The 15513-nt window shown below is 67.3% G+C and carries 16 protein-coding genes and 2 tRNA genes; 13 read left to right on the top strand and 5 right to left on the bottom strand.

The window, feature by feature from the left end:
• Positions 1-60 precede the first annotated feature (60 nt).
• Together MKK53_RS14090 and MKK53_RS14085 are read right to left on the bottom strand one after the other, a co-directional pair.
• A complete protein-coding gene (locus MKK53_RS14090; protein ID WP_243929330.1) occupies positions 61-1428 on the bottom strand; it encodes an LLM class flavin-dependent oxidoreductase in 1368 nt (455 codons plus the stop codon).
• Between the two features lie 10 nt (positions 1429-1438).
• Positions 1439-2659 (bottom strand): acyl-CoA dehydrogenase family protein, encoded by a 1221-nt coding sequence (locus tag MKK53_RS14085; protein ID WP_243929329.1) that lies wholly within the window; start codon positions 2657-2659, stop codon positions 1439-1441.
• A 469-nt stretch (positions 2660-3128) separates the two neighbouring features.
• Between MKK53_RS14085 and MKK53_RS14080 the strand changes: the two genes are divergently transcribed.
• The 4 genes from MKK53_RS14080 to MKK53_RS14065 all read left to right on the top strand — a co-directional run bounded on the left by MKK53_RS14080 (position 3129) and on the right by MKK53_RS14065 (position 7387).
• A complete protein-coding gene (locus tag MKK53_RS14080; protein WP_243929328.1) occupies positions 3129-4118 on the top strand; it encodes an ABC transporter substrate-binding protein in 990 nt (329 codons plus the stop codon).
• Positions 4119-4122: 4 nt separating this feature from the next.
• Entirely contained in the window at positions 4123-5166 is a 1044-nt protein-coding gene (locus MKK53_RS14075; RefSeq protein WP_243929327.1) for an LLM class flavin-dependent oxidoreductase, read from the top strand.
• Between the two features lie 14 nt (positions 5167-5180).
• Positions 5181-6524 (top strand): LLM class flavin-dependent oxidoreductase, encoded by a 1344-nt coding sequence (locus MKK53_RS14070; protein WP_243929326.1) that lies wholly within the window; start codon positions 5181-5183, stop codon positions 6522-6524.
• Positions 6525-6721: 197 nt separating this feature from the next.
• Complete coding sequence (locus MKK53_RS14065; protein ID WP_243929517.1) at positions 6722-7387, top strand: TenA family protein; 666 nt, start codon at positions 6722-6724, stop codon at positions 7385-7387.
• A 210-nt stretch (positions 7388-7597) separates the two neighbouring features.
• Here MKK53_RS14065 and MKK53_RS14060 read toward each other — a convergent pair whose 3' ends face one another.
• A complete protein-coding gene (locus MKK53_RS14060) occupies positions 7598-8224 on the bottom strand; it encodes an SDR family NAD(P)-dependent oxidoreductase (RefSeq protein WP_279599045.1) in 627 nt (208 codons plus the stop codon).
• 72 nt (positions 8225-8296) lie between these two features.
• A tRNA-Arg gene (locus MKK53_RS14055) sits at positions 8297-8373 on the bottom strand.
• A gap of 235 nt (positions 8374-8608) precedes the next feature.
• On the opposite strand from MKK53_RS14055, the gene MKK53_RS14050 reads away from it, so the two are divergent.
• The 8 genes from MKK53_RS14050 (at position 8609) to MKK53_RS14015 (ending at position 14407) form a co-directional block, all read left to right on the top strand.
• A tRNA-Ser gene (locus MKK53_RS14050) sits at positions 8609-8698 on the top strand.
• Between the two features lie 142 nt (positions 8699-8840).
• On the top strand, positions 8841-10031 hold the full coding sequence (locus MKK53_RS14045) for a tyrosine-type recombinase/integrase (RefSeq protein WP_243929516.1): 1191 nt from the start codon (positions 8841-8843) through the stop codon (positions 10029-10031).
• Between the two features lie 6 nt (positions 10032-10037).
• Positions 10038-10571 (top strand): hypothetical protein, encoded by a 534-nt coding sequence (locus MKK53_RS14040; protein ID WP_243929324.1) that lies wholly within the window; start codon positions 10038-10040, stop codon positions 10569-10571.
• Between the two features lie 123 nt (positions 10572-10694).
• Positions 10695-10922: a helix-turn-helix domain-containing protein gene (locus MKK53_RS14035; RefSeq protein ID WP_243929323.1), complete on the top strand. Its 228-nt coding sequence runs from the start codon at positions 10695-10697 to the stop codon at positions 10920-10922.
• 200 nt (positions 10923-11122) lie between these two features.
• Positions 11123-11821, top strand: a complete 699-nt coding sequence (locus MKK53_RS14030) for a hypothetical protein (RefSeq protein ID WP_243929322.1) — start codon at positions 11123-11125, stop codon at positions 11819-11821.
• Positions 11818-12105, top strand: coding sequence for a hypothetical protein (locus tag MKK53_RS14025; protein ID WP_243929321.1), 288 nt, complete (start codon positions 11818-11820; stop codon positions 12103-12105). Before MKK53_RS14030 ends, MKK53_RS14025 begins: the two co-directional genes overlap by 4 nt.
• On the top strand, positions 12102-13934 hold the full coding sequence (locus tag MKK53_RS14020) for a DUF927 domain-containing protein (RefSeq protein WP_243929320.1): 1833 nt from the start codon (positions 12102-12104) through the stop codon (positions 13932-13934). Before MKK53_RS14025 ends, MKK53_RS14020 begins: the two co-directional genes overlap by 4 nt.
• Positions 13934-14407, top strand: a complete 474-nt coding sequence (locus MKK53_RS14015) for a hypothetical protein (RefSeq protein WP_243929319.1) — start codon at positions 13934-13936, stop codon at positions 14405-14407. Before MKK53_RS14020 ends, MKK53_RS14015 begins: the two co-directional genes overlap by 1 nt.
• A 23-nt stretch (positions 14408-14430) precedes the next feature.
• Here MKK53_RS14015 and MKK53_RS14010 read toward each other — a convergent pair whose 3' ends face one another.
• Entirely contained in the window at positions 14431-14676 is a 246-nt protein-coding gene (locus tag MKK53_RS14010; RefSeq protein ID WP_243929318.1) for a hypothetical protein, read from the bottom strand.
• 504 nt (positions 14677-15180) lie between these two features.
• On the opposite strand from MKK53_RS14010, the gene MKK53_RS25730 reads away from it, so the two are divergent.
• The gene (locus MKK53_RS25730) at positions 15181-15402 is read left to right on the top strand and encodes a ribbon-helix-helix protein, CopG family (RefSeq protein WP_409564331.1); all 222 of its coding nucleotides are present in this window, start codon (positions 15181-15183) and stop codon (positions 15400-15402) included.
• The last annotated feature ends 111 nt before the right edge of the window (positions 15403-15513 follow it).

Genomic DNA, 15513 nt, shown 5'->3' with positions numbered 1-15513 from the left:
TCCTTCCGCTGCCGATGGATCAGCCGCTCGTGGGCCTCGCGCTTCGGCCCCCGATGGCGCTCACGCGGCCCCCCGTTCCGACGTATCCCCGCGCGACGGCGCGAACCGGTCGGCGGGCCGGGCGAGGCCGAGGTTCTCCCGCAGGGTCGCTCCCTCGTAATCCTGCCGGAACAGGCCCCGGCGCCGGAGTTCCGGGATCACGAGCGTCGCGAAGTCGTCGAGCCCGCCGGGCAGGGTCGGCGGCATGACGTTGAAGCCGTCCGCCCCCCGGGCCTCGAATCGCTCCTGCAGGGCGTCGGCGACCTGGGCCGCCGTGCCGACGATCACCCAATGCCCGCGGGCGCTGGCCGCGCGGAGATACAAGTCGCGGATGGTCAGGCCCTCGCGCCGGGCGAGGCGCAGGAAGAGTTCCTGGCGGCTCTTGCCGCCGTTGGTCTCCGGCAGTTCCGGCACGGGGGCGTCGTCCGGGTAGGCCGACAGGTCGGCCCCGGTGAGCTGTTCGAGGAGGGAGCGGCCGACCACCGGATGGATCAGCTCCTGCAGGGCGGCGAACTTGTCCTGCGCCTCGGCCTCGCTCCGCCCGACGACCGGGAAGGCGCCGGGCATGATCTTGAGGTGGTCCGGGTCGCGGCCGTATCGGCTCATCCGGCCCTTCACGTCGGCGTAGAATGTCACCGCGTCCTCCAGGGTCTGCTGGGCCGTGAAGATCACCTCGGCGGTGCGGGCGGCGAGCGCCTTTCCCGCCTCCGAAGACCCGGCCTGCACCACCACCGGATGGCCCTGCGGCGGGCGGGGAACGTTGAGGGGGCCGCGCACCGAGAAGTGCTCGCCCTCGTGGGCCAGGAGGTGCAGCTTGTCGGGGTCGAAGAAGCGGCCGGACTCCCGGTCGCGCACGAAGGCGTCGTCCTCGTAGGAATCCCACAGGCCGCGCACGACATCCACGAACTCCTCCGCCCGGGCGTAGCGGTTGGCGTGGGCGAGGTGGCTCTCGCTGCTGAAGTTCCAGGCCTCCCGCGGGTCGGCGGAGGTGACGAGGTTCCAGCCCGCCCGGCCGCCGCTCAGATGGTCGAGGGAGGCGAACTTGCGGGCGACGTGGAACGGCTCGTTGTAGGTGGTCGAGGCGGTCGCCACGAGGCCGATGCGCTCGGTCACCGCCGAGAGGTGCGACAGCAGGGTCAGGGGCTCGAACTGGCCGACGTAGCGGATCGCCGTCCGGCTCAGGGCGTCGAGGTCGTCGCCCCGGATGCTGACGCCGTCGGCCAGGAAGATCAGATCGAACTTCGCCGCCTCGGCCGTGCGCGCGATCTGCCGGTAGTGGGCGGCGTTGATCCCGGCATCGGCCTGGGAGGACGGGTGCCGCCACGCGGCGACGTGGTGGCCGCCGGGATACAGGAAGGCGCCCAGGCGCATGCGGTCGGTGCGGGCCATGGCGATCACCTCACGCCGAGCCGACGCGGTACTGCCGGGGCGGCGTCGCCCCCGTGACCGCGAAGGCCCCCACGATCCGGTCCCGGTAGATCCGCGGGTTGTGGGAGGCGATGGTGCGGGCGTTGCGCCAGTACCGGTCGAGCCCGGCGCCCGTCTTCACCGCCGAGGCGCCGAGGGCGTCGAACAGGGCCGTCGTCGCCGCCAGCACGAGGTCCGTCACCACGCCCACCGCCTGGTTGACCTCGACATCGGCCAGCGTCGCCGCCCGGTCCGCATCCGGGCCGCCGACGACATGCGCCTCGTGCGCCCGCTGGAGCGCTTCGGCCGCCTTCAGCACCACGGCGCCGGCCGCGTAGGCGGCGGCCCGCACGCGCCCGACCACGGCCAGGATCTGCGGATCCTCCGCGCTGCGCCCGGCATTGCCGTGGCTGTAGATGCGGGTCCGCTCGGCCACCAGCCGCGCCACGTCGTCGGCCGCCGCCCGGCCGATGCCGGCGAGCGTCGCGAGGTGGACGAGCTGGAAATAGGCCATGGCGTAGGGGAAGCGGGCCGGATCGGGCTTGATGAGGGAGGGATCGAGCGCCACCCCCTCGAAGGTCGCGGTGCCGCTGGCGGTGAGCGCCTGCCCGAACCCGTCCCAGTCGTCCACGATGCTCACGCCCGGCGCGCGCGTCGGCACCGCCGCCGTCACCGCGCCGCCCGCCTCGTCCTCGGCCGAGAGGTGGATGTAGTCCGCGAACAGCGAGCCGGTGGTGTAGAACTTCCGCCCATCGACCACGAGCTGGCCGCGGCGCCGCCGCACCACGGTGTCGAAGGCGCCGACCTTGGCCGGCCCGGTCTCCGAGACGCCGCTGCCGATCGTCTCGCCCGCGCCGATCCGGGCGATCCAGGCCGCGCGCCATTCGGCGGAGGAGGAGCAGAGCGCGTCCTCCGTGAAACCGAAATGAGCCCGCAGCGCATTGGTGACGTTGGAATCCGCGCTCGACAGCTCGATCAGCAGGGCGAACAGCTCCGGCAGGCTGGCGCCCTGGCCGCCCGCCTCGGGCGGGAGCCGCAGGGTGGTGAACCGTGCCTCCCGCAACCAGCCGATCTCGGCGTGCGGCAGGCCCCGCGTCCGGTCGCGCTCGACCGCGGTGGCGCGGATCTCGGCGAAGACCGGGCGGAATCGCTCCGCCAGGGCCTCGTAGCGTCCGCTCGGGCCCACCCCCCAGCCTGCATCCGCCTGCGACATGGCCTCGTATTCCCGATTTCGAGCATCGCCCCGAAGGCTTCCGCCCATGGAATCGGTGAGTTCCCGGCCGATCTCAAGCCGAATTCATCGCTCGAAATCCCCTTTGGAAGCATCCTATCGACCGCCGAGCCGCACGGAAATTTTCGTCTTATCGGATGACACCGCGCGGAAAGACCATCCTCCACGGTGGATACGGCGTTTCGGGTGCGGGGAATGGGGGCTCTTCTTGCAAAACACCATGACGGGGCGCGCCATCGGGCACCGGAGGGGAGGACGCCGCTGCCGATGCGGTCCTCCGGAGGAGCCGCTTCCCCGTCCGTCCGGCAAATCGGAAACGCGTTTCATTGATCCGGCCACCCCCGCCGGCCTTCAATAGGCACGGCCGGGGCCCGGCATGGGTCCCGCGGAGGACCTGTGGTGGCCGCCCCGCCGCCCCGTCCTGCCCTCCAAGACCGTTCGTGAGCCTTCGATGACCGACGACACCCTGCGCGGGATCGCCCCGTCCCGCCGCACGCTCCTGCGCAGCGGGCTCGGCGGAGCCGCCGTCCTGGCGCTCGGCGCACCGGCCGTGCGGGCGGCGCCCCGGGAGGTGAAGATCAGCATGCAGCGCTCGTCGGTGCTGTTCACCGTGCTCAAGGTGAAGGGCACGCTGGCCGAGCGGCTGGCGCCGCTCGGCTTCACCCCGACCTGGCACCTGTTCACCAGCGTCCTCGAGCCGATGAATGCGGGTGCCGTGGACATCCACGCCGACGTCGCCGACGCCGTGCCGATCTTCACCCAATCCGCCAAGGCGCCCCTGACCTTCTACGCCCGCGAGCGGGGGGCGCCCGCGGCCGAGGCGATCATCGTGCCCGCCGATTCGCCGATCCGCACCGTGGCCGACCTGAGGGGCCGCACGGTGGGCGTCTCCCGCGGGTCGGGCAGCCATTACGTGCTCGCCGCCGCACTCAAGCGCGCGGGCCTGACGTTCGCCGACATCAAGGTCGCCTACCTCCAGGCCCCGGAGGGGGCGGTGGCGTTCGAACAGGGCAGCCTGGACGCGTGGTCGATCTGGGACCCGTTCCTGGCCTTCGCGGAGGCCAAGCGTCCGGTGCGGGTGATCGCCGACGGCAGCGGCCTCACGAGCTACCACCGCTACTATCTCGCGAACGATAGCTTCGTCGCCGCGCAACCGGAGGTGGTGGCGACGGTGTTCCGCGCCCTGGTGGAGGCCGGCGCCTGGATGAAGGCGAATCCCGAGGAGGCCGTGGCGTTGCTGACGCCGGTCTGGGGGGACCTGCCGCCCGCGGTCGTCGCCGCCGCCAACAGTCGCCGCACCTATGCCGTCGAGCCGGTGGAGCGCGCCCAGCTCGGCGAGCAGCAGGCCATCGCCGACGTGTTCTACGAGGCGAAGCTCATCCCCCGCCGCATCGACGCCACCGACGTGCCGATCTGGCAGCCTCCGGCGGGACGGGGCTGAGGCGGTGGCGAGCGCCCCCCGCTTCGGCATCTGGGCCGCCGTCCACGGCTCCCGTGCCGCGCACCACGACCCCGACGAACCCGACGATGCGAGCTGGGAGCGCAACCGCGCCCTGGTGCTGGAGGCGGAGGCCCTGGGCTTCGATTCGGTGCTGGTCGCCCAGCACACGATGAACCCCTACGATCCGGAGCGCGACCAGCTCGAAGCCTGGACGGCGGCGGCGGCGCTGGCGGCGCTGACCCGGCGTATCGAGATCATCGCGGCGATCAAGCCGGGGCTGTACCACCCGGTGGTGCTGGCCAAGATGGCCCTGCAGATCGAGCACATCAGCGGCGGCCGCTTCGCCCTGAACCTCGTGAATGCCTGGAACCGGGCCGAGTTCGAGCGAGCCGGGCTACCCTTCCCGGCCCATGACGACCGCTACGCCTACGGGCGCGAATGGATCGGCCTCGTGGATCGGCTGATGCGTGGCGAGACGGTCTCCTTCGCGGGCGAGCATTTCCGCGTGGACGACTACCGCCTCCGGCCCGCCGGCACCCTCCGCCCCCGGCCGACCGTCTATCTCGGCGGCGAATCCGAGCCCGCCCGGGCCCTGGCCGCCGACCAGGCCGACGTCTGGTTCATCAACGGCCAACCCCTGGAGGATGTCGCCGCCCTGATCGCCGACGTGGCCCGGCGCCCGGCCGCGCTAGGCCGGCTGCGCTACGGCCTCTCGGCCTTCGTGATCGCCCGGGACACCGATGCGGAGGCGGAGGCCGAGCAGGCCCGCCTCCTCGCCCTCGCCCGGCGTGACGTGGCCCTGCGCGCCGACACCCGCGCCCGCACGGATGCGGCGAGCGTCATGTTCGCCAAGACCGATGTGGCGGCAACCCGGCATGTGGGCACCAACGGCGGCACGGCCGCGGGGCTCGTGGGAAGTTACGAGACCGTCGCCTCGCGCATCCGCGCCTTCCATGCCGCCGGCATCGACCTGTTCATGCTGCAGTTCCAGCCCTTCGAAGCGGAGATGCGCCGCTTCGCCGGGCAGGTTCTGCCGCGCGTCCGCTGACCCGGGGGATCTCGATGAGCGGCCGCATGCTGCATCTCAACGTCAACCTGCTGCATTCCGGGGTCTACCCCTCGGCGTGGCGGCTGCCGGACAGCCGGCCGGATGCCTTCATCGACATCGACCACTACGTGCGCGTCGCCCGTGTCGCGGAGCGCGGCAAGCTCGACGCGATCTTCCTGGCCGATACCCCGGCGATCAACGACCGGATCGACTACCGGCCGTTCAACGCCCTCGAACCCACCGTGGTGCTGGCCAGCGTGGCGGCGGCGACCCGCCATGTCGGCCTCGTGGCCACCGCCTCCACCACCTACAACGAGCCCTACAATCTGGCCCGCCGGTTCGCGAGCCTCGACGTGGTGAGCCGCGGCCGGGCCGGCTGGAACGTGGTGACGACCGCCGACGCCGCCGCCGGCCGCAACTTCGGCTTCGCGGGTGCGTCCGAGCACGGAGCCCGCTACGCCCGGGCGCGGGAGTTCACGGAGCTGGTCCACGCCCTGTGGGACAGCTGGGAGGACGACGCGTTCCTCGGCGACAAGGCGAGCGGCCGGTTCGTCGACACGGGCAAGGTCCACGCGGTCGAGCATCGCGGGGCGCACTACGCCGTCGCGGGGCCGCTGACGGTGCCGCGCAGCCGGCAGGGGCGCCCGGTGACCTTCCAGGCCGGCGGCTCCGAGGACGGGCGGGAGCTCGCCGCCGCCACCGCCGACGCGGTGTTCTCCCTGGCCCAGACCATCGAGGACGGGGCGGCCTATGCCCGGGACCTGCGGGCGCGGGCGGCGCGCTACGGGCGGGGGCCGGACGCGCTGGTCATCCTGCCGGGCCTCGCCACGGTGATCGGCTCCACGGAGGCCGAAGCGCGGCGGCGCCAGGACGCCCTCTGGGACCTCGTGCCCGTGGAGTACAGCCTCGCCCGGCTCGCCGGGACGCTGCGGATCGACCCCGCGCGCCTCGCCCTCGACAAGCCCCTGCCGGACCCGCTGCCCCTGCCGCCGGACGCCAACCACACGATGTTCCTGGGCACCCTCGCCCTCGCCCGGCGGGACAGGCTGACGGTGCGCCAACTGCTGCGCGCCCTCGGCGGGGGCGTCGGCCACCGCATCGTCGTGGGCACGCCGGAGGCGATCGCCGACGACATCGAGGCATGGTTCCGGGCCGGTGCGGCGGACGGCTTCAACCTGATGCCGGATGTGCTGCCGGACGGGTTGGAGACCTTCGTGGACGCCGTCGTGCCGATCCTCCAGCGCCGCGGCCTGTTCCGCCACGACTACGCGGGCGATACGCTCCGCGACCATCTCGGCCTGCAGCGGCCGGCGAGCCGCTTCGCCGCCGCCGCCGGCGCGGCCTCCCTCTCCGCCTGAGGCCGCGGCGGGCCTGCGGGACAGCGGCCGACGGCTCCGATCGCGGGCACCGCGCCAAGCCCTTCGCCGGGCGGGCCGGGGGGAGAGGGCCGGCGGGCGCCGGGGTGGCGGGCGAAATGACCCGTTCGCCGCGGGCCCGCCAGCCGCTACACTCGGCCCCGGCGCTCGTTCGCCGGGACGCGGGGCTGGCGAAGGGTATGGACGTCTTCGAACGATTGCGGTCATCCGCTCCCGAGGCGTGGACGCGCTACGTCGATCACCCCTTCGTCCGGCAGCTCGGCGCCGGCACGCTGCCCGAGGCGGCGTTCCGCGTTTATCTGGTGCAGGACTATCTGTTCCTGATCCAGTTCGCGCGGGCCTATGCCCTCGCCGCCTACAAGAGCCGGACCTTGGCCGACATCCGCGCGGCGCAGGCCGGCCTCGCCGCCATCCTCGACGAAACCGAGTTGCACGTCCGCCTGTGCGCGCGCTGGGGCATCGGCAGGGACGACCTCGCCGCCGCGCCCGAGCACCCCGCGACGGTGGCCTACACCCGCTTCGTGCTGGATCAGGGGGCGGCGGGCGACCTGCTCGATCTGCATGTCGCCCTGGCGCCCTGCGTCGTGGGCTATGCCGTCATCGGCCGGTCCCTGGCGCCCGCGGGCATCGCAGGGCTGGGCGGCCACCCGTACGGCGAATGGATCGCCGACTACGCGGGCGAGCCCTACCAAGCCGTCGCATCCCGGGCCCGTGACCACTTGGACGACCTCGCCGCCCGGACCCTGGCGGAGGCCCGCTTCCCCGCCCTCGTGGCGACCTTCGCCACCGCCTCTCGCCTGGAGGCCGATTTCTGGCAGATGGGTTTGGACGCGGCCGCGGCCTGACCGTCTGCCTCGTGGCGTGTGTCGCCGGAGCGCCGGCCGCCCGGCGACACACGACCTCGCCGAAACCGTCAGTGACTGGTCATCAGCCCTGACGCTTGAGCGTGTCGGGAACACCCGGCTCTTTCGGGCATCTGAGCGCGTCGGCGTCGCCGGTTCAACGCACCCGGGGGAATCCGGCATCCGTTTCGGCCACGATGCGGGTCGGCAGGCTCAGAACGAGTACCGGCGCATACCGCCGTCCACGGTCAGGACGATGCCGGTGATGTACCGGGCGCGCGGCGAAACGAGGAAGGCGACAGCGTTGCCGACATCTTCGGGATCGCCGAAGTCGCGCAGGGCGATCTCGCGCTCGGCGAACGTGCGGCGCGCGCCGCCGGGGTAGAGGCGGCGGATCTGCGCGGTGTCGATCAGGCCGGGCTGGATGCAGTTGACGGTGATGCCGTGCGGTCCGAGCCGCTCGGACAGGCCCTTCGACCACACCACCAATCCGGCCTTGGCGACCATCGCGGCGTTGACGCCCTCGGGCTCCAGGTTGCCGGAGATGCCGACGATGGACCCGGTCTTCCGGGACAGGAAGTCCGGCAGGAGGCCCTGGGTGAGTTGCCGGTGCCGGTCGAAGTTGAGGGTCATGCCCTCGACCCACTGCGCCTCCGGCGCGTCGATGGCCATCGGCCGGCTGCCACCCGCGTTGTTCAGCAGGATGTCGAGGTGGCCCAGGGCGGACAGGGCCGCCTCGGTTATCCGCTGGGGACCGTCCTCGGCCACGAAGTCCTGCTCGAACACCGTGGGCGCCGTCCCGCTCTCCCGCGCGATCTCGGCCGCAAGGCTGGCGAGCAGCGCGGGGTTGAAGCCGAAGTGATCGACGCCGACCTAGCAGCGAGACCCGATATTCGCAGATTTGTATGGAAGTGGCGCGCCCGAAAGGATTCGAACCTCTGACCCCCAGATTCGTAGTCTGGTGCTCTATCCAGCTGAGCTACGGGCGCCTGTTCCGCGGCGGCGATGGATGCGCGCCGGGAGTGACGCGCTTCTAGTAGCTCGCGCCGAACTTGGCAAGCCACGTTTGGCCGATCCGTACCCATAAAGTCGGCGACGGCCAGACATCGCCCCGGAGGGTCCTGAGGCGTCACAATCCTCCTCCCCGCCGCGACTCCGGGGGGATGACGCGACACACGGTTGACGCCGCTTCCGACGGGGCCGTAGATCAGCGTGCCTGCGCCGGGAAGGGTGGCCGAGTGGTTTAAGGCAGCGGTCTTGAAAACCGCCGTGGGGGCAACTCCACCGTGAGTTCGAATCTCACCCCTTCCGCCAGCAGCGCATTCCAGCGAACTTCGGCGAACACAAATTTCCTAGCAATTTGAGTTACAAAGGCCGGCGCATCATTCGCAGCGGGCCGCTGGCGTTCGCCCAAATTCGCAATTACCATGTGGGTAGCCGCGTGGGTGATGCAGAGATGGCCGGTAAGCTGACCGCCCTTGGAGTCGCGAAGCTGAAGACCCGCGGCATGTACGGGGACGGCGGCGGCCTTTGGCTTCAGGTCACCGGTAAGGGCGCTAAGAGCTGGATCTTTCGGTTCACCCTGCGCGGCAAGTCGCGGGAGATGGGCTTGGGCTCGGCTGCGACATTCTCGCTCGCCGAGGCGCGGGACAAGGCTGTGACCTGCCGGAAGCTCTGCTACGACGGCGTCGACCCCATTGAGATGAGGCGCGGCCAGCGTCAGGACGCGGCAATCGAGGCTGCGAAGGCGATCACCTTCCGAACCTGCGCTGAGCGATACATCGAAGCGCACAAGGCCGGCTGGCGCAATGCCAAGCATGCGGCTCAATGGACGGCGACGCTCGAAGCCTACGCCTTTCCCATGTTCGGCGATCTGCCCGTCGCGGCTGTCGATACCGGCCTAGTGATGCAGGCCCTGCAACCGATCTGGACCACGAAGGCCGAGACGGCGACGCGGGTGCGCGGGCGTGTCGAGGCGATCTTGGACTGGGCGACGACCCACGGCTACCGGCGCGGCGAGAACCCCGCCCGCTGGAAAGGCCACCTCGCCAACCTGCTGCCGAAGCGGTCGCGGGTGCAGAAGGTTGAGCACCACGCCGCGCTTCCCTTCGCGCAGGTTCCAGCCTTCATGAAGTCGCTCGCCGAGCAGACGGGCATCGCCGCGAAGCTGATGGCCTTCACGATCCTAACGGCGGCCCGCACGGGCGAGGCGCTGGGAGTCCGGTGGGACGAGATTGATCTAGACGCTGGGGTCTGGACCGTCCCGGCGGAGCGGATGAAAGCCGGTGTTGAACATCGCGTGCCGCTGTCGTCGGCAGCGCTGGCTATCCTCGCCAAGATGAAGGGCCTGGACGCGGTTCACGTCTTCCCCGGTGGCCGGCGCGGCAAGCCTCTATCCAACATGGCCATGCTGGTGTTGCTCCGGCGGATGGAGCGGGAGGACATCACCGTCCACGGCTTCCGCAGTTCGTTCCGGGATTGGGCCTCCGAGACCACCGACTTCCCTTCAGAGGTAGTCGAGATGGCCTTGGCCCATACCGTCGAGTCCAAGGTCGAGCGGGCCTATCGGCGGGGTGATCTGTTCGAGAAGCGGCGCGAGCTAATGGCCGCTTGGGATGAGTATTTCACTACCCGCCTAGCGAGCTGATGAAATATGTCAAAGCTTCCAAGCACAGCCGAAGAGGCTATTTTATGGATCGCCAATGTTTTGATGGTGATAGAAGAAAACGCCTATGGGCTTCCTGCTGTTTCGGAAACTGTAGATGAACGTCTAAGTTGGCTGTCTGCGGTGTATGCTGGGAGAAGAATTTTAAATACTACAAGCAATTTGATGAGATCTGATCCAGATTCTGCAAGAGCATTGTTGCTTGATGTAGCACAACTGATCGACTCGTTAGGGGAGGGGGCTCGTTATATAGTCGATGCGGAACTAGACGTAATGTCACCCACGGTTCAAGCAGCCAAAGCCCGAGAAGTCCGCGCCGAAAGGCGTAACAACAACCCGGAAGTTCGAGCATTCCACGAAGCCTTGGCCGACGAGCTGGTCGGTAAAACTCCTGAGCAAATAGGTTCGAGAGATTTCGTAGGCATTACCTGGAAAGCGGTGAACCGATCATTAGAAAAATTGGGCTTTAAGCCTGTTAGCGCTCATGCGGTTAGGAGGCGCCTCAAATACTTGCGGTCTTAAGAACGCGGAATGATTTAGCGCGCTCTTAAGACCGCAAAATTGCTAAGATTGATCAAGCGAGCCTCTAGCCCCATTATTCGTCCGTATTCGCTGGAAACCCGGCGAAATTAGAGGACAGCAGCCATGAACACCGAGAGGTTTCAGGCGGCGCAGGATGAACTGCGTCAGCCAACGCTGAAGCTTTTGCATCGTCCGACCGAGGTTAAGGAAGCACTCGGCATCGGCACCACCACACTCTACCGCCTCATCGGCGAGGGCAAGCTCAAGACGGTGAAGATCGGATCCGCCACGCGGATCACCGATAACTCCCTGCGTGCCTTCACAGCCTCGCTTGAGATGGAGGCTGCTTGAGCCATGAAAAAACCCGCGCATCGCGGGGCGACGGCGGGTCTCTCAAATGCGTTCCTGGCAGTTCGCGAAGAGAGATATGCGCCAGATCACGCCCCCCTTCAAGCCCGTATTCTGAGCTATCGCTTCGGCCTTCCGCCCGCAACGGCGGCGATGCTGGCCGAGCTTGCTTATCCCGTCCTCGACACATGGAGGGCGCAACGATGAGTCCTAAAAAGCTCTACGGCACCTTCCCGACGCCCTATGGCATCACCATTCCGGTCTTCAAACCCGAGGTCTTCGATCCCTCCGATCCCGACCGAGTGCTATTTACGATGGAAGGGACGGCGATTTTCGCCGGCATCCACGACCAGGATGAGCGGCGCCGGTTTGTCGCTGACGCCCAACGCCTGGGGGGGTGCCCTCAGTTTGAAGACGACGGCGGACACAGCGTTCCGAAGGTCGCTCTGCCAATACCACGGCACGCGGCCTACCCACGAGTTGCTGGGATGGAAGCGGATGTGCCGGTCGAGGCTTGGACCACTGATATCCTCGATTGCTCCCGCTGGTGCGACAGAGGCGACCTGCTGCTCGGTATCATCGGCAATAATCAGGAACAGGCAGCAGCCTGGGCTGACGACACCCTTGCTGCCGAGATACATCCGCTTGGCATCGCTATCACCATGACGGCAGCACTCGAACATCTCTGCGAAACGGAGATCGACTGTCTTGAAGCAGCTGCTCTCTACGCGCTGACCACGCACGACGAATGGCGCCGGGCAGGTATCGCTTGGCTTCACCCCTTCCAGGAGACGTGGTTTCGCGACTGGTCCACAGCCCGCCCGCACTACACCGCCTTTGCGCGGAGCCTGGAGGTATCCTTCGAGCTTCCGCAATGGGTCGCGGGGGGAGGCAGAGCATGAGCGCTTCATCCTTCCACTCCGATCACTTCGCCTACGGCGACCCCGATAAGCTTCGCGCCACCATCGCTGAATTGATGGTGACGGTGGCCATGCGGGCAAACATGGTCAGCGACTACGCTTTCATGCGCGACGATCCGGGCATGAGGTACACGATGAAATGTGCTGCGATTGAGTTCCGGGCCGCCCTCAATTTGCTTGGTGATCTCACTGAACAGCTGGAACGAGAGCGTCAGCGATCAGCTCAGGCGTCGTCCCTCCATCCGAACGCGGAGGCGCGCCCGTGAAAGAGTTGCTCTTCGAAACCGAGTTGGATCGGAGTGGTTCGCTCGATGATCGTCGTCACGGCGATGAGGGCGCCGCAGCCCTTGACCATAGCTCGCAGTACGACCTGCGCCCATCGGATGGACCGTCCGGACCCAAGTGGCCCATGGGCTTCAAGATGCGGGACTCCGGGTTGTGGTTTGATGCCGAAGGCGATGATCCCCCGCTGCGTCTGTCCGGACCGTTCACCGTCCCGGGCCTCGCGCGCGATCCGAATGGCGCGGGCTGGGCAACGACCATCGAATGGCAGGACCGAGATGGCCTTCGTCACCGGGGGTTCGTTCCTCATGCAGATCTTGTCGGCGATGGCACCGAGTGGTTGCGACCATTGGTTGACGCGGGGCTCCCCGTCAGCATCGGGCGCAAAACGTTGGTTCTGCTGAAGCGCGGTCTCTTCGATCTCGAATGCCGGCGGCGCGTGCGGCTGGTGAAACGCTCCGGATGGTACGGCACCGCCTTCGTTCTGCCGAAGACCACCATAGGCTCGACTGGCGCGGAAGAAGTGCTGTTTGATGGTCGGGCAGACGCTGCACGCTATGCTGAGGCTGGATCGCTGGAGCAGTGGGTCGAGGCGGTGGCCGCCCCGGCGGCAGGTAACTCCCGTCTGATCCTCGCCCTATCGGTCGCGTTCGCAGGTCCCATCGCCGATCTGCTCCAGGACGAGGGAGGTGGGGTCAATATCAAAGGCGGCTCCTCGACTGGCAAGTCCACCGGCCTGATCGCCGCCGGCAGTGTCTGGGGCGGCGGCGGTCGGGCAGGCTTCACCCAGACGTGGCGGGCCACCGGCAACGGTCTGGAAAGCGTCGCGCGCGCTCACTCGGGCACGGTGCTAGTCCTGGATGAACTTGGCGAACTTGAAGCCCGTGAAGCTGGTGCTACGGCGTACTTACTTGTGAACGGTCAGGGAAAGGCCCGTGCGACTAGAGAGGCCGAGCTGCGTGCCCGGCACGAGTGGCGCGTAATGCTGTTGTCGGCCGGTGAGATCGGGTTGGCGGACAAGATCGCTGAGACGGGCAAACGTGCCCGCGCCGGCCAGTTGATCCGTGTGGTCGATGTGCCGGCTGATGCCGGCAGCGGTCTCGGATTGTTCGAGGACACGAAGGGCCACGACCCGGCTGACTTTGCGAAAATGATCAAGGGGGCGGCGCTCCGGCACTACGGCACTGCAGGCCCGGCGCTGGTGTCGGCCTTGGTGGTCGATTCGGACAGCACCGCTACGGCGGCGCGCGCGATGATGGCGGAAATCGCCGGCAAGCTTTTGGCTGAGGTGCCGGAGTCGGATGGACAATGTTCCCGTGCTGCTGAACGCTTTGCCCTGATCGCCGCCGCCGGAGAGATGGCGCGGGTAGCTCTGCAATTGCCCTGGGCTGATGGCGAGGTCGAGCGGGCGATCACGACCTGCTTCAACGCGTGGCGGTCGAACCGTGGCGGCGATGGCCCCGGGGAACTGGTTGCCGCCAAGGAAGCGATCCGCGGAGCAATTGAGCGACATGGGGAATCGCGGTTCCGTAACTTGGAGAACCCCGATCCATCTACCACTCCTATCCGCGACCTCCTCGGCTACCGTGTTCGCCGCGACGATGCCCAGCTGTATGCCTTCACGGCGACCGGCTGGGGGGAGGTGTTGGCCGGCGCTGTCGACCCAAAGAGCGCTGTCGATATGCTGTTCGAGCGGGGGCTGCTTCAGGCCGGCCGTGACCGAACCCACCGCCTTTTCCTGAAGGTCGATGGCCGGTCGGTCCCCACCTACGCCGTCCGCGCTTCGGCCCTGTTCGACGTGGAGGCGCAGTGATGCCCGTCGATCTCGCCGCCTTCCAAAAGCTCGTTTTAAATCGGGTGAGCCAAAAAACGTGCGTGACCCGCGTGACCTGCGTGACCGCGAGCAATAACAATGAGTTAGGTGGTCACGCGGTGCGTTCTGACTGCGTGTCCTGCGTGACCGAAGCCGCTGTCGGGTCACGCGGTCACGCATCGCGTGATGACGGCCTGCAAGACTGCGTGACCGAAAAAAGCCAATTAAGACAGTATTTTAGTCGTCGCGGTCACGCAGTCACGCGGTCACGCACAAATTTGGGGGGAGAGAAACAGAACGACGGCGAGCTGGCCGATCCGGTCGCCTCGGACGCCAACAGCTGGTTCGCATACTTCGAAGAGCATGCTGCAATCCGGGAATACGAGGGCGGCTTCGACCGCGCCGTGGCCGAGGAGCTAGCGCTTGATGAGACAGTTGCCGCACTCGACCCGCGGCCCGGAACTATCCACTAGCAGTCAGCGGGCAGGGAGCTTTTTCAACGAGGTAGGTCATCAATCTTCGTTGCGAAAAAGTCGAACGGATCCTCCACCAACCCTGCTTGGGCATCCATGGCTTCGGCGCATCTTTGGCTTTCGACTGGGGTCGAGAGTCGATGGGTGAACGTCGCGGTCGGGACCTCTGCCTTGGCAGATGCGATCCGACGTTCGAGGGCATCATCGTGAACCGCGTGGCAAATCATCCACGGCTCACCATCCTTCTCAATCGTCACGTAGGCCATCATCCATCTCCTGCTGCTTGGTATGGACAACGCAGCAATGTGCTGTTGGGGCGCGAGGCTACGACACGGCGACAGATCACGTGGCTGTGTCTACCCTCAGTGCGTATCCCAGAACGTATTCTGACGAGCGCCGATGTTCGTCCCACCCGAGCAGCGATCAATTCCGCCGCGGTGGGAACCGCCACGCCGTCCCTCACCGGATGCGAAGCGCAATGAGAATGCCGCGATCACGTTGATCATCCTGATTTCTGTGATGGCATTCTTTGCTCCCGTCGCGGGCGGAACCCTCATCGCGATTTTCTTCGTGTTTTTTAGGCACTAAAATCATCGTCAGGCTGCGACATAAAGACTCAAATCAAAAATAATGAAACACGTCAGCGAATGAAAAGGAAAAACGGCGAAATACAGCGAAAAAATCTGCTGAATTTCTCCCCATCTCGCTGGCATTGCGACTGAAAGCATACGGCATCATCGTATTAGCCACGCAGTTGCAACGCAGTGGCCACGATGATGACTACACCGATCCGACGCGACGCCTTGCTGCGGTTGAAGGTCGAGACCGATCTTGCCCGCGCCGTCGAGACGACCGCCCGCCAGCGTGGTCAGACCACGAGTGAGTTCGTCCGGCAGAGCGTCCGCGCTCACCTCGCCCGTTATGGGGTTCGACTCAGCCCTGATGACGGCCCCCGCACGCCGCCTGCCTCTCCCGCCCTCGCTCGCGCAGCTTGAGGGAGGGCGGCATGCATCACGTCAACATCCGCTACAACAACCACGACGGTAACGTTGCACCGTTCGTCGCTATCGGCCGCAGCCGTCCTGATCTCGTGCAGCAGGCTCCGC

The sequence above is a fragment of the Methylobacterium sp. J-076 genome (assembly GCF_022829405.1).
Lineage (GTDB): Bacteria > Pseudomonadota > Alphaproteobacteria > Rhizobiales > Beijerinckiaceae > Methylobacterium.
The sequence above is the reverse complement of the archived record's forward strand: the minus strand, read 5'-3'. Positions and strand labels throughout refer to the sequence as shown.

Excerpts from the sequence above, each read along its gene's own strand:
- MKK53_RS14035 (WP_243929323.1), top strand. The coding sequence starts at position 10,695 with ATGAACACCGAGAGGTTTCAGGCGGCGCAGGATGAACTGCGTCAGCCA.
- MKK53_RS14025 (WP_243929321.1), top strand. The coding sequence starts at position 11,818 with ATGAGCGCTTCATCCTTCCACTCCGATCACTTCGCCTACGGCGACCCC.
- MKK53_RS14080 (WP_243929328.1), top strand. The coding sequence starts at position 3,129 with ATGACCGACGACACCCTGCGCGGGATCGCCCCGTCCCGCCGCACGCTC.
- MKK53_RS14010 (WP_243929318.1), bottom strand. The coding sequence starts at position 14,676 with ATGATGGCCTACGTGACGATTGAGAAGGATGGTGAGCCGTGGATGATT.
- MKK53_RS14085 (WP_243929329.1), bottom strand. The coding sequence starts at position 2,659 with ATGTCGCAGGCGGATGCAGGCTGGGGGGTGGGCCCGAGCGGACGCTAC.
- MKK53_RS14065 (WP_243929517.1), top strand. The coding sequence starts at position 6,722 with ATGGACGTCTTCGAACGATTGCGGTCATCCGCTCCCGAGGCGTGGACG.
- MKK53_RS14090 (WP_243929330.1), bottom strand. The coding sequence starts at position 1,428 with ATGGCCCGCACCGACCGCATGCGCCTGGGCGCCTTCCTGTATCCCGGC.
- MKK53_RS25730 (WP_409564331.1), top strand. The coding sequence starts at position 15,181 with ATGATGACTACACCGATCCGACGCGACGCCTTGCTGCGGTTGAAGGTC.
- MKK53_RS14030 (WP_243929322.1), top strand. The coding sequence starts at position 11,123 with ATGAGTCCTAAAAAGCTCTACGGCACCTTCCCGACGCCCTATGGCATC.
- MKK53_RS14045 (WP_243929516.1), top strand. The coding sequence starts at position 8,841 with ATGGCCGGTAAGCTGACCGCCCTTGGAGTCGCGAAGCTGAAGACCCGC.
- MKK53_RS14040 (WP_243929324.1), top strand. The coding sequence starts at position 10,038 with ATGTCAAAGCTTCCAAGCACAGCCGAAGAGGCTATTTTATGGATCGCC.
- MKK53_RS14070 (WP_243929326.1), top strand. The coding sequence starts at position 5,181 with ATGAGCGGCCGCATGCTGCATCTCAACGTCAACCTGCTGCATTCCGGG.
- MKK53_RS14015 (WP_243929319.1), top strand. The coding sequence starts at position 13,934 with ATGCCCGTCGATCTCGCCGCCTTCCAAAAGCTCGTTTTAAATCGGGTG.